The 13,083-nt window shown below is 69.3% G+C and carries 12 protein-coding genes; 5 read left to right on the forward strand and 7 right to left on the reverse strand.

All coding sequences use genetic code 11. The annotated features are described in order from the left end of the window. Positions 1-387: 387 nt before the first annotated feature. Positions 388-870: a hypothetical protein gene (locus WMF39_RS45315; RefSeq protein ID WP_437742636.1), complete on the forward strand. Its 483-nt coding sequence runs from the start codon at positions 388-390 to the stop codon at positions 868-870. 245 nt (positions 871-1,115) lie between these two features. Beyond that, entirely contained in the window at positions 1,116-2,294 is a 1,179-nt protein-coding gene (locus WMF39_RS45320) for a hypothetical protein (RefSeq protein WP_437742637.1), read from the forward strand. Positions 2,295-2,428: 134 nt separating this feature from the next. On the opposite strand, the gene WMF39_RS45325 is transcribed toward WMF39_RS45320, so the two are convergent. Next, complete coding sequence (locus tag WMF39_RS45325) at positions 2,429-2,824, reverse strand: GFA family protein (protein WP_437748118.1); 396 nt, start codon at positions 2,822-2,824, stop codon at positions 2,429-2,431. Between the two features lie 403 nt (positions 2,825-3,227). Between WMF39_RS45325 and WMF39_RS45330 the strand changes: the two genes are divergently transcribed. Further along, positions 3,228-6,398, forward strand: coding sequence for a hypothetical protein (locus WMF39_RS45330; protein WP_437742638.1), 3,171 nt, complete (start codon positions 3,228-3,230; stop codon positions 6,396-6,398). A gap of 121 nt (positions 6,399-6,519) precedes the next feature. Continuing rightward, on the forward strand, positions 6,520-7,047 hold the full coding sequence (locus WMF39_RS45335; protein ID WP_437742639.1) for an RDD family protein: 528 nt from the start codon (positions 6,520-6,522) through the stop codon (positions 7,045-7,047). Between the two features lie 71 nt (positions 7,048-7,118). Here WMF39_RS45335 and WMF39_RS45340 read toward each other — a convergent pair whose 3' ends face one another. From WMF39_RS45340 to WMF39_RS45360, 5 genes are all read right to left on the reverse strand, one after another. Then, positions 7,119-7,988 carry a phosphodiester glycosidase family protein gene (locus WMF39_RS45340; protein WP_437742640.1) on the reverse strand — a complete coding sequence of 290 codons (870 nt, stop codon included), beginning with the start codon at positions 7,986-7,988 and terminating at the stop codon, positions 7,119-7,121. A 31-nt stretch (positions 7,989-8,019) separates the two neighbouring features. Next, positions 8,020-8,583 carry a deaminase gene (locus WMF39_RS45345; RefSeq protein WP_437742641.1) on the reverse strand — a complete coding sequence of 188 codons (564 nt, stop codon included), beginning with the start codon at positions 8,581-8,583 and terminating at the stop codon, positions 8,020-8,022. 94 nt (positions 8,584-8,677) lie between these two features. Beyond that, positions 8,678-10,402 carry a CotH kinase family protein gene (locus WMF39_RS45350; RefSeq protein WP_437742642.1) on the reverse strand — a complete coding sequence of 575 codons (1,725 nt, stop codon included), beginning with the start codon at positions 10,400-10,402 and terminating at the stop codon, positions 8,678-8,680. An 11-nt stretch (positions 10,403-10,413) separates the two neighbouring features. After that, the gene (locus WMF39_RS45355; RefSeq protein WP_437742643.1) at positions 10,414-10,800 is read right to left on the reverse strand and encodes a hypothetical protein; all 387 of its coding nucleotides are present in this window, start codon (positions 10,798-10,800) and stop codon (positions 10,414-10,416) included. 167 nt (positions 10,801-10,967) lie between these two features. Next, the gene (locus WMF39_RS45360) at positions 10,968-11,099 is read right to left on the reverse strand and encodes a hypothetical protein (RefSeq protein WP_437742644.1); all 132 of its coding nucleotides are present in this window, start codon (positions 11,097-11,099) and stop codon (positions 10,968-10,970) included. A 2-nt stretch (positions 11,100-11,101) separates the two neighbouring features. On the opposite strand from WMF39_RS45360, the gene WMF39_RS45365 reads away from it, so the two are divergent. Further along, positions 11,102-11,668 (forward strand): YaeQ family protein, encoded by a 567-nt coding sequence (locus WMF39_RS45365; protein WP_437326062.1) that lies wholly within the window; start codon positions 11,102-11,104, stop codon positions 11,666-11,668. 82 nt (positions 11,669-11,750) lie between these two features. Here the strand turns inward: WMF39_RS45365 and WMF39_RS45370 are convergent, their stop codons facing one another. Continuing rightward, positions 11,751-13,052 (reverse strand): L-fuconate dehydratase, encoded by a 1,302-nt coding sequence (locus tag WMF39_RS45370; RefSeq protein ID WP_437742645.1) that lies wholly within the window; start codon positions 13,050-13,052, stop codon positions 11,751-11,753. Positions 13,053-13,083 lie beyond the last annotated feature (31 nt).

Below are 13,083 nucleotides of genomic sequence, written 5' to 3' on the forward strand. Positions count from 1 at the left end.
CCGCCGTCGCCTGGCGAGGGTGGCACCGTGCTCGCGCGCCTCCAGGCGCTTCGCCCCGCTGCGCGGGCGCCTGCGGCGGCTTGGATCCGCGCTCCGCGCGGCGCCTGCACGGTAGCGTGGGCGACGGCGGAGGGGCGCTCCGCTGAGGGACGCGCGCGTTGCCGCGGCGTCCCGCGCTCACGCGCGCGGGGCCCGGATCGACGCTGACGTTCTCAGCCTCCATTTTCAGCGCGAACAACGCCCCGGTCCAACGAGCCTCACGCCCTCTCGGGCGGGGTCTCCCTGTCGCTCTCGTTTGGCCAGCAGCTCGCCTTCGGCCTGGGCGCTGACCTCCGCGCGGCGATCCTCATGGAGGGCAGTCTGGCCGGAGGGTACAGCTCGGGGAATATGGGATTCGGTCCGTTCGTGCAGGCGACATGGCTCAACTTCTCCGCGGGCCGCTTCGCGGCCGGCCTGCACGGCGGCAGCGATATCCCGGACAACCTCGAGGATGTCGCTTCCAGCATCGACGGCGAGCTCGGATGGACGTACCGCACCCGCTATAGCGACGAGCTCCCCGGGCAACACGGCTCCCACGTCGGCGCGATGACCACCCTGGTCAGCGGGGTGGGCCTCGATTTCTCGGTGCGCGCGGCCATCCCGCTCTCGAGCGAGCCGTTCGTCCCCGAGGGGACGGTCGGCATGGGCCTCCGCGTCCTCCCGCCCTTCGGAGTGCGGTTCATGCCCATGGTCGGCCGGCCGCTGCGCACGGCCGATGGGGTCGTGCTCCCGCCGGCGCTCGGGCTGGGCCCCGCTGTGTCGCGCCCGGCGCGGCTCGATCGCGCGACCCGGCGCAGGCTGCTTCGTTCAGGCGGCCCCTTCGATGCATAGATAAACTAATGATACGCGGGGGTCCCTCAATTCTCGCGGTTATGCTCACATTGGCCAGCTCGTGCGATGGGATGATTGAATCTCCGGAACGAGAACGTCCCGAACGCGCGGCGATCGACGCGGGCGCTTTTTCCCCACGGATGAATACTTCGGCGAACTCTTCATTGCCATTCCATCCATCACCGCTAGCATGAGACCCCTCACATATTCGCTGTTTTCGCGTGCGGCTGCGGACGGGGGTGGATATGCGTTCTTCTTTGTACATTGGACGATTGTTTCCGATTGTGATTGCCGTTGCCGCGGGCGCGATGGCGTCCTGCGCGCAGGAGGGCGTCGAGGAACCGGTGACGGGCGAAGCGCAGAGCGCTGCTCGTGATCGAGGTCCTCTGCCGGATTGCCTTTATGTCGGCGACGATGAGGGCGCGGCCGACCAGATCGAGATGTTCGACCCGTACTCGGGCACGTATGAAGGCTCGTTCATTCGGCCGGGTGAGGTCGTCCCAAACTCGATACGCGGAATGGTCTTCAATCGACAGAATGGCGCGAACCCCAATCTTTACGTCGTGGATCAGGACGCGACCGACGTCCAGGGCATCAATGGAGAGATCTTCCGTTACCGAAAAAACAACGGCAAGCTCCGCGATGTCTTCATCCCTTCGACTGATCCGAACGGGGCTTTCGCGCCACGGGGCACCATCATCTACAAGGGCATTCTATTCGTAGCCGACGCGGGCGACAACGCACCGGACTTCCACCCCGGCGGGATCCGCATGTACGACGCCAAGACGGGAGATTTCCGCGGGGTCCTCAACGGCGCGGCCTTCCCGTCGGACCCGAACACGGCTCCCCCACAGGTCCTCGGCCCGCGCAGTCTCCTCATTGGACCGGACGGGTTGCTTTATGCCTCCGTCTTCAGCTACACGGATTCGGACCTGGGCCGAATCGTACGCTTCGACCCGGATACGGGCGCCTTCCTCGGGATTGTCGCGGACAGCGCCATGTTCCCCACGCTCCGCCGCCCGGAAGGCCTCGCCTTCGGCCCCGATGGGAAGCTGTACGTCACGAGCTTTCGCGACAACACCAATACCGCAACCACCATCGACCAAATCCTCGTCTTCGACGTGCTCGGCCGGACGCAGGCCGTGCTCGTGGATTCGATCCCTCTATGGCAGATCGGTCAGCCCCGCGCTTTTGCTCAGGCGCTGGTCTTCGGCCCGAACGGTCTGTACGTGTCAATCGCGGGCGGCGACCCCACGACGACGGGTCAACTCCGCGTCTACAACCTCGGGACGGAGCCCGAGACCTATACTCTCCTCGCCGAGGCCGGCGGCCCGCTGCAATCTCCCTGGTATCTCACGTTTTGCGGGACCAACCCCGCCACGCTCGCCTACGAGCCGCAGCGGCACTGCGCCTGCGGGCAGTGACTAGCTAGCGACCACAACACCCCGACGAGCGCCGCCGAAGTCGCTCTGGGGGGCCGCCTGAACGAAGCAGCCTGCGGGGCGAAGCCAGCCGGAGCATGTCCGCTCGATGGAGGGGTTAGGAGGTGCTGTGAGCCTCATGCCATGTGCTCGATGCCAGCGGGCATGTTGACCCAGGAGTGCATGCGCTCCTCGTAGACCGAGAACGTCGGGGCTGGAAACTCAGGATCGGCGAATGCACCAACGGGTATTGCCACGGACTCTGGATGGCCTTCGAGGGTGTAGTAGACGGTGGCACCGCAGCGAGGACAGAATCTGAAAATGCTTCTTGTGCCTTCGTCTCCGACGCGAACGTACTCGACGCTCTCGCCGACGATGGTGACTGCTTCGCTTGAGAAGCGAGCCTGAGCACCGAAGACGCTGCCGGTACGGCGCTGGCACGCTAGACAGTGGCACACCGAAACGCGAACAGGTTCGCGAGCAGTTCTCGCTTGTAGTTGGCCGCAGCTGCAGGATGCTATTCGAGGTGTCATGGGCAGTGAAGTGGTTTCCATTGCGCCGCCTTCTTCGCGAAATCGCCCCGGAGCTCATTGTCCTTCATCATCGTCTCCAGCGCCCGCCGGGCCGCATCGTTCAGCGAATTTACCACGAGATCGCCGTAGACCCTGGCCCGATCGTCCCTGAGCCTGGCGACCGCGGCAGCACCGCCGCCGCGATGGTCGTTCCCTGCTCGCCCTCGCCGTGCGCCATGGCCGAGAGCGCGCCCAGTTCGGGCCGGCGTGCCGCCTCGGATTTCGGCGGCGAGCGCCGTGCGGCTCTTTTGAAGAGAGTACGCGACTGCCCCGGGCTACGCCGCCCGCCCCTGCTGGCATCAGCGGGAGCCGCGACGCCCCACACGTGGTCGTCGTCGGCGTCGCGTTCGTCTAGACTCGGCGCATGCTGGAACCGCTGTCGGAGGTCCGTCGACTCGGAAGCCTGAGCTTCGTGAGGCGGGGGCGGGCGCTTGCCCTGCTCGCCCGCGGCTGGGATCAGGCCACGGCCGATCGGGTCATGGCTGCGCTGGATGGCGGCGACGGCGACGAGCGGCGGCTGGCGCTGGACCTGGCGACCTATCGCCGGGACGTGGCGCGCATCGAGGAGGCGCTACGCGACCCCATGATGCGCCGGGCCGCGCTTTCCTCGGCGCGCCGGGTGCCGGTGTCGGACGAAGCGTTGCTAGAGGTGCTGCGCGAGGGGAATCGCCGCGAGGCCCGCGGGGTGGTCTTGATCATGCAAAGGCACCGCCTCGTCGCCCAGGCGACGGCGGTCATTCCCCTGGTCGTCGCGAGGCATGGTGTGGGGCTCGCGACACGCCTCTTCGCGACATGCGATCTCGACACGCTGGAACATCACGCGGCCGAGCACGAGGCCGCGTGGCGCGAGCTTTTGGCGCGCGCGCCGGAGCGGGGCCTTCGGGTGGCGCTGGCGACGAGGCGCAAGATCACGGCGGACGAGGGCACGCTGTTCTGCACCCGATATCCCAGGGAGGCCGTGGCGCTGCTCGTGCGGCGGGATGCCTTGCATGCGAGGGCGATCCACGCCCTGGCGATGGCTTGCCCGGCCGAGCTGCTCGAGGTCCTGCGCCGGAACGACTGGACTGTCTCTCTCGCAAGCGGTCCGCTTCCCTCCGGATCGCCGCCGATCTCGACGCTGCCGGCCGAGGATGTGCTGGAGCTCCGGAACCGGTGCAAGCCCCTCGACGCCTCCGCCGATCCGCTCTTCCGCTTCCTGCCCCTGACCGAGCGCGAACGTCTTCTTGGCGCCGAGCTGGAACAGGCCGCGGCGGCGGCATGGTCGCCCCGTCCTGGCATGGAGGCGCGGCTGGCCACGATGCCACCGGCGAGCGTCACGCGGCTCACGGCGGCGGCCCTGATTCCTCCCGTCGATCCGGACACCCGGCGCAAGCGGCTTCAGGCCATCGAGAAGCACCTCGACCTTGCCCAGCTGCGATCCGAGCACGAGGCGCTGGGCGCCGCCAGGGACCGGGGCGAGCGCGCGGCGCGGATGGTTGCGCTGGTGCGTTCGCTCCGCCGCGGCGCCGACCCGGCGACCTGCGCGTCCGTCCTCGCCGAGGTGGAGCCCGCATGGCATGGCTCGAGCCGCCATCTGGTCATGTCCGAGCTGGCCCAGCTGTCCGATCGCCAGGTCTCGGAGATCCCCGTGCAGACGTACAGGGACGCCCTGCTCACCACAGTCCAGTCGCGCGATTCGAACGCAACCACCCTGGCCCAGGCCGAGCGGGCCGTGCACAAGGCCATCGGCGAAGCGATCCTCCGGGACAGCATCACGCGCGCGGCGCAGCTGCTCGGGCTCCTGGTTCAAATTCGCCTGGATCCCCGGGTGCGCTGGCGCGCCGACAAGGCGCCGGCGCCCGGCCAGAAGCCGTCCATGGAGGAGTATCTGCCGAGCCCGCTGCGCATCGCCGAAGGTCTCGCCGCCCAGCTCCATGCGGCCTACGAGGGCGTGCGCCTCGACGGCACCACACCCATGCTGGGACCGGTGGCGGTCGGTCGCTACGAGCCCGAGGCGGAGCGGCTCATCCTGGACCTGCTCCTCGGAAGAACACCGAAGACGCCGCGGCCTCCGCGCAAGCCCGTCACGTGCGGCGGGCCGCTGGACGAGGTGATGGGGTACGTCCCGGAGATCAGCTTGAAGGAGACTGCCCTGGTCGACGAGCTGCTGGATCGGGACGACACGACCGATCCCCACAAGACCGATCTGGTGGCGGCGATCTCACGATCGGCCCCCGGGCGGTGGACGCCCTCCCAGCGCAGGCGCTTCACGCAGCATCTCCTGCGGGTGGCGCGGGACGCCAGCCTCGATCTCTCGAGGCGCGTCAAGGCCATCGGCCGCGTCGAGGACGCGCTGCTGCTGCTCGAGCTGCTGCCGGGAGCGGCCGGGCCGGTCGCCGCCGCGATCCTGGCGCGGTGCGCCCGGATCGCTCCGCCGACCGCCGAGCTCCGGCGGCTGTTCCTGGAGCGCGCGCGAAGATCCGGCGTGGTGGGTCGCGCGGCGATGAGCGCCCTCAACGTGCTGTCCGAGCGCATGCCCGGCCCGCTCGATCTGGCGCCGTACCGTGAGCTGCTGCTGTCGAAGGACTGCGCGGTGGTCAACCGCAAGAACGCCGCCGGCAGGGTCTCAGCCGCCGCGACCGTGGAGGCTCGCGACCTCCTGATGGAGGCGTGGCGGTCCGAGGACCTGCACCCCAGCATCCGGCCGGACATCCTGGCGGGGTTGCTGCGCTTCGTCGACCAGGCCGACGTCCGACAGGTGCTGATCGACGGCATCACGACGGTGCCGGATACGTGGCCGCTGCTCAACCCCGGGTCGAGACTCCTGTTCCCGAACGAGTCGCAGGCGCGACCCGCGGTGGCTCGCGGCTTCGTGGCCCTGGCCGAGGCGCTGGTCGAATGCGGCGACGAGCGCATCGCTTCGACGGCAGCGGGCGTCTGCATTGCCCAGCATGACCTGTGCTCGGAGGGGCTCGGTCTGGCTACCAGGCTCCTCGCCGAGGCGCGCACCTCCGGCCGCGTCCTGGTCCAGACTGTCGACTCATTGAGCCGCCTTCCCGACGACGCCGGATTACCCCACTGGCAGGCGGCGCTGGCCCGGCTCGTCGCCGCAGCGAGCGGCAGTCGGACCTGGGCCGCGGCCCGACTGGCACGGCTCGCGCCCAGGCCACGGGCGTTCCGGATCGCGCTCGGCCTGGCCCAGAAGGCTGCCGGCCTGCGCCTCATCGCCGCCGCCTCGCTGAAGGAGATCCTCGACGTCGATCTCGTCGAGGTCAGGTTCGCCAAGGAGCTATGGTCGGTGTACCTGGCCCTTGTAGACGAACAGCCTGCGCGCCGGAGCCCCTCCACCGGCAAGCTGAAGGACTCCGGGCTCGCCGCCTCCCTGATCGATTGGCTCATCCAGCATGGCGGACTGGCGGCCGCGCTGTCGGCCGCCGAGCTGTCGCTGCAGGTCGAGAAGCAACTCCGAGACAGCCCCGCATGGCGCGCTCGGCTCGACGCCATCCGCGCGATGCACGCTGACGCCGCCGAGCGCTTGCTGCTGGCGGACACCTAGCTTCGATTCGCGCGGCCGGCGTCGGCGAGGTCTGCGGGATGGGGGTTGCGTTTCATTACCAGTGACGGACGCAACCCCGGTAGCCAATTGACGCGCGGCTGCGGTCGGCGTTGCATGAGCCATGGCTCAATCCGCTCCCAACCCGTATCAACCGCCGACCGCGCTCGAGCCGAAGACTGACTCGGAGCGAGCCTACGATGGCAGCGCGTCGCGCATGTCGCGCTTCTGGGCGGCGATGATCGACGCGGTTCTGGCCCTCATCATCTTCGTCCCGCTGCAGTATTGGGGCGGTGTCTATCGCGACTTTCCGAAGGTCTCCGCGCTGCCGTTTCTGCAGTCGTTGCTGTGGGCGCTGGCGGGGTTCGCGCTCACCCTGGTGCTTCACGGCACGTTCCTCGCCCGCAGCGCGCAGACGATCGGCAAGAAGACGATGAACATACAGATCGTCAACGCCAGCGACGGCAAGCCCGCGGCCTTCGGCACGATCGTCTTGCGACGGCTCCTGCCAGAGGCGGCAGTGGCTCAGATACCGTACGTGGGCACCTTCCTCGTCCTCGTCGACGTGCTGTTCATCTTTCGCAAGGATCGGCGCTGCGTGCATGATCACATCGCGGGCACCCGCGTCGTGAAGCTGGACCGAAGCGAGTAGGCCCGAGCGGCATACGAGCGAGCGGCGGGCGCGCAGCCGCCACGAGCCGCGCTCCTCCTGCGATTCCCCTGTCAGGGATCCAGCCGCACCGCGATCGCGTGCCGGATCGGCCCTCGCGGCGTCATCTCGCGCGCGCCGCCGTCCTCGCGCCACGCCACGCCGGTCGAGGGTCCGCCGTCCAGGTTGAGGGCCTGCTCGCATCCGCGCGCCACCAGCATGTCGGCGAGCAGCCCCAGCGTGGGCCCGCTCTGCGCCATGTCCCCGCGCGCGACGATGGCCTCCATGCGCCGCCCCCTGTCGAGCACGCACAGCGCGGTCCGCTCCGCCCGCGGGCCGCCGTCGCTGCGCACGTTCCGGCTGCCGGAGAGCACCAGCCGCGGCAGCCCCTGCACCGCGAGGTGAGCGCCCGGCGAAAGGACGAACCCGGCGGCGTCGTGCAGGGCGGCGCGGCCGCCGGAGACCACCAGCACGCCGCCCCCGAGCGAGGGCGCGAGCGGCGCGAGCTCCCGGCCATCGACCACGACGAGCCCCTCGGGTCTCCTCTGTCGATCGAAGAAGCCACCGTTGATGACGAACGACGCGCGGGTGCGTTCGAGCACCCCTGCCACGTCGCGCGACATCTCGACGTCGACGACCTCGAAATGGGCGTTCGCGAGGCGGAACGCGAAGACATGGACGCGGTAGTCCTCTCCCTCGACGGTCATCACCTCGGGCTGGACGGGGGCGCCGGCCGCCGGGCCCTCCGCGGGGGGAAGCGTCGCGGGAGCGGGCGGCGGGGGCTCCGGAGGAGCGGGCGCGCTCGGCGCAGCTGGAGCGATCACGCTCGCCCCCGGGAGAGCGGGCGCGCTCGGCGCGGGGCGCCGCGACGCGAGCGCAGCGGCGCCGAGGAGCGCGAGCCCCGCCATCGACAGAAGCGCCTTCGGGGAAGCGCGGAGCGTCACGACCCTGCTCTGCTCGGTCTCTGTGCGATCTCTACCCCTTCGCGAGCAGCGCCTCGATGCGGGGCTGATCGACGCCGTAGATCTCCGCGAGCCGCGGGACGCGGTCCGATGCCGGCAAGGTCAGCGCGCGCCGCAGCGGCTCGTGAGGATGGTGATCGAGCACCCAACCCCCGAGCTGCCGGCGGATTTCTGCTTCGCATACGCCCTCCACGACCTCGACGCCCCCTCCGCGCAGGATGCGAACGCCTTCGCCGTCGACGCGCGGGTTCGGGTCGTTCATCCCGATCACGACGCGGGCCACGCCGCGCTCGATGATCGATCGCGAGCACGCCGGCGTGCGGCCGTGGAACGAGCAGGGCTCGAGGGTCGAATAGAGCGTCGCTCCGACCACGCTGAGTCCGCGCGCGTGCGCCGCGCGTGCCGCGGCGATCTCCGCGTGATCTTCACCCGGCCCCAGGGTATGCCCGCTGCCGAGGAGCTCCCCGGCGGCGCTCACGATCGCGCAGCCGACCCAAGGGTTGTCGCCCGTTCCTCCGCGCGCCCGCTCGGCCTCCTCGATCGCCAGGCGCATCCATTTCTCAAGGTCGTTGCTCATCCTGATCTCGGTCTTGCCCTCGGGCGGCTGCTCGACGGGGAGTTGTTCGCAACGTCGCGCTACGTCGCGTGGGCCGCGCTCATGAAACGCACGTTCACCACGTCATGAGCTCGTCGCGAATCCAGCTGGCCCGCCTGCGGAGAAAGTCCTTGAGCAGGCTGATCTCGGCGTCGTGGGACCCATTGAGAGGCGGGGAATCCGGCCAGCGCGCGAAGTTCCTCTCCACGGCCGGAGCTCCCGCCTTGCGCACCAGGCCGTCCACCATGGCGTCGAGCTTGTCGGGCGCGAGCTCGCCCTGGAGCAGCGCCAGAAAACGTGCCTTGTACCGCGCCTTGAACGCCGGATCGCGGAACAGCGACCCCCACCAGCCCTCCGTGAAGTAGTCGGTCCCGTCGGAGCCCTCGAGCTTCCACTCCTCCGGCTCGAACGCGCGTTCATCGTAGGGCGTTCCGAGGCTCCGGTCGAAGTCCCACACGGGACCGGCCGAGAGGAGGCCCTGTCGATCTTTGAAGAAGTACGTGCTGATCCGCAGGGCATCGACGTTCTTCGTCAGGGCGTTGATGATGTTGTGGTCGATGAAGGCGTCTTGATCGATGAAGCTCGAATAGTGCTTGCCGCTGCTGGGCTGCTTGAAGTCATCCGCGTCGACGGCCTGACCGAAGTCGTCGATGTAACCGCGAATGTAGTCGAGCTGCGGCCTTCGCGCGGGGGCCAGCATGTCCTCCGGGTCGGGGTACACGAACTGGAGGTCCTGGCCGGCGGCCTTGAATTGATCGTCGCCCTTGTCGATGCGCAAGAGGAAGCCGCCGGTCACGTTCGGCTCCGTGAGATCGTCGGCCGAGAGCTTGGCCACCGGGACACGATCCCGACCGCGCTTGATCTTCTCGATCGCCGTGTAGAACCCGAGGAAGCTCTTCTTCGCCACGTCGGCCCCCGAGTCGACGAGGAACACCTCGACGAAGCTCGTGCGCGGCGCGTACCGGCCGATGCGGTTGCTCATCTCGAAGGCGAGCGCATTGCGGATCAGCGAGCGGTCGAAGCTCACCGGATCGCTGAGCACCCAGTCGGAGTCCGCCGGCATCCCCAGGAACTCCCGGTCGAGATCGGTGTCCAGAGCGTCGTCACGAAATTCGACGGCGTATTGCTTCTTCGGAAACTCGCGGGACGTCGCGCCGCGGACGTGGATGCCGATGCGGCCATCGAAGCTCGCGCGGCCCAGGAGCCTGGTTTGCCCGGCGTTGGGCTCGAGCAGCATGAACGTGGCCGGGACGAACTCGGTTTCGAGCGGGTCGAGCTGCTTCGACTCGAAGGTGTGGATCACGACGATCGGCAGCTCCGAGCTGAACTCCGCGCTATCGGCGGCGACCTTGAAATACGCCTCGCTCGCGATCGGCCCGAGGAGGTCGGCCCCGTCGCTGCCCGCCGCCCCGTTGCCCCCCGCTCCCCCGTTGCCCCCCGCCCCGGAAGGCGCGGCGTGAGGGACGACGGCGAGGGCGCGCACCCGCGTGGACGCGGTGAGCACGAGCGGCTCGACGTAGACCGGCGAGCTCGCGGTGGGCAGCGAGCCGTCGGTCGTGAAGTGCACCGCGGCGCGCTCGTCCTCGACCGTGAGCTCCACGGGCTCGGACGCCTGGAAGGTGCCTCCCTTCGGCGTGAACACGACGGCCAGCGACTTCGGGGCAGGCGCAGGCGGTTTCCCGTCATCGCTCGCCCCGCTCGCCTCGCTCGCCTTGCTTGCCTCGCTCGAGCAGCCCCCGAGCGAGGCCAGCACGAACACCCCCGCGATCCGCAGCGCTGCGAGCTTCGACACGTAGAACATTCCCGCACAGTTTACTCGGGTCGCTCGTGATTTCGAACGAGCGCGTGATGGGTCTCGCGTCCTCCTCGAATCGAGCCGAAATCCAGGCCTTTCCCGCTCGTGTCGGATGGTTCGCGATGAGTAGGTAGGATGCCGCGCGGGGCGGGGGCACGGAGGAGCCCCGGAGGGGGCGACGCCACACCGGCGGGCTCGAACAGCCGGACCGCCTCGGCGATCTGCGCGTCGATCCAGGCGTCGTCGCGCACCGGCTTCCCCGCCTCCTCCTCGGTCACAGCGATCGAGAGGGGAAACGCCGGGAGGGGCGCGGGCACGCGCCCCGCCGCGCGGGCCAGGCCCGGGGCGAGCGCGCCGGCGGAGAACAGGCCGGCTGCGGCGATCACGGCGCGGCGGGAGATCATGGACAAGGCCCTGTACCATCACCGGCCGACGATCGCGAAGCCGTGCGAGGGAGACCCGCGCGAAGCACGTGACCGTGAGGCACGTTCCAGATAGGCTCTCCTTCGCTCGCGTGGTACTCGGCTGGAGCACGGTCCTGCGCGATGCGAACAGCGGCGCGCTCCGGAGGTCATCGATGTTGAACACAGGGGTTGTCGTGCTCGATGCCCGCCTGCGGCGAGAGCAACAAGAAGCGGCAGCGGCGCTGCCCGAAGCCGCGTTCGGCGACGGCGGCGCGGCGCATCGAGGCTAGCGGGAGCATCGATGGCACTCCCCTCGACGCGAATGGACTTCCGCATCGACCTCTCGCACGTCGATCGCGGTCGCGAGGCGAGCGAGCGGGTGATCGTCGCCCGCCACCCGTCGGAGAGCGCCGAGCACGTCATGCTGCGGGTGCTCGCGTATTGCCTCTTTCACGAGGAGGGCCTCGCCTTCGGCCCAGGGCTCGCCGACGCCGAGGGGGCGGACCTCTGGACGCGCGATCCCGCGGGCCGCGTCCTCACCTGGATCGAGTGCGGCGCGGCGCCCTTCGAGAAGCTCAAGAGAGTCGTGCAGCACAACGCGGGCGTGGCCGTTCACGCGCTCTTTTCGGACGCGCGCCGGCGCGACGAGCTCGTGTCCGGCGCGCGTGAGGCCGCCTCGCGCGCGAGCAAGGTCACCGGCGCGATCTCGCTCTCCACCGTCGACCACCGGCTCGTCGCCGCGCTCGCGGAGAACACGGGTTTGCGGCGCCAATGGGCGGTCACGATCGTGGGCGATCACCTCTATATCGAGGCCGACGGCAGCACGCTCGACGGCGAGGTCGTCCGCTCGCGGCTCGAAGAGCCGTGATCGCGTCGAGACAAAGGGCCCGGTCCTAGCCTCCCGAGCGCTCGGCTGCTCTGGCAGGCGCACGGCAGGTCGTCAGCCTGCCTCACCTCGCCCACGCCGCGCCGGTCGGAAACTCGAACCGATCGAGCGACTCGGGCCGCATGGTGGTGCTGTACCCCGGCGCGGTGGGCGGCATGTACCGGCCAGCCTGGACGACGACCGGATCGACGAAGTGCTCGTGGAGGTGATCCACATGCTCCAGGATGCGATCCTCGAGCGACGCGCTCACGGAGATGTAGTCGAAGAGCGAGATGTGCTGCATGATCTCCGAGAGGCCGACCCCGCCGGTGTGAGGGCAGACCGGGACGCCGAACTTGGCCGCCATGAGCAGCACGGCGAGCACCTCGTTGACGCCGCCCAGCCGGGCGCCGTCCGCCTGGCAGAACCGGATCGCGTCCGCCTGGAACATCTGCTTGAACATGACGCGATTGTGGGTGTGCTCCCCCGTCGCCACGCCGATCGGCGCGATCGCCCTGGCGATCGCGGCGTGGCCGAGGATGTCGTCGGGGCTCGTGGGCTCCTCGATCCACCACGGATCGAACGCGGCGAGGCGCCGCATGCTGGCGATGGCCTGGCCCACGTCCCACACCTGGTTGGCATCCATCATGAGCCGGCGCTGCGCCCCGATCTCCTCCCGGATGATCTGCGCCCGGCGGACGTCGTCATCGATGCTCGCGCCGACCTTGATCTTGAAATGCGAGAAGCCGCGCGCGAGCGCCTCGCGGCAGAGCTGGCGCAGCTTGTCGTCGGAATAGCCGATCCACCCTGCCGACGTCGTGTAGGCGGGAAAGCCGTGCTGCCGCATCTCGTCTTCCCGCGCCGCGCGGGTAGGCGCGTTCCGGCGAAGGATCTCGAGCGCCTCCTCGGGGCTCAGCACGTCCGTGATGTAGCGGAAGCTGACGCAGCGGACGAGCTCCTCCGGGGTCATGTCCACGAGCAGCTTCCAGAGCGGTTTGCCCGCGGTCTTCGCCCACAGATCCCAGGCGGCGTTGACGACGGCGGCCGTCGCCAGGTGGAGGATCCCCTTCTCCGGGCCGACCCAGCGGAGCTGGCTGTCGCCGGTGATCTCGTCCCAGAAAGCGCCCATGTCGGCCGTCATGGCGTCGACGCGCCTGCCCACGAGCAGGGGGCGGAGCGCGTCGATCGCCGCCACGCAGAGCTCGTTTCCACGGCCGATCGTGAAGGTCAGGCCATGCCCCTCGATCCGCTCCGGGCCATCGGTCTCGAGCACGACGTAGGCCGCCGAGTAGTCCGGCCTCGGGTTCATGGCGTCCGAGCCGGCGAGAGAGCGCGAGGTCGGAAAGCGGATGTCGCGGGCGATGACATCGGTGATGCACACGGACATGGGGTCCCCCTTCGTGTGGGCTACGCCGGAC

This window comes from Sorangium sp. So ce1504 (assembly GCF_051521635.1).
GTDB lineage: Bacteria > Myxococcota_A > Polyangia > Polyangiales > Polyangiaceae > Sorangium > Sorangium cellulosum_B.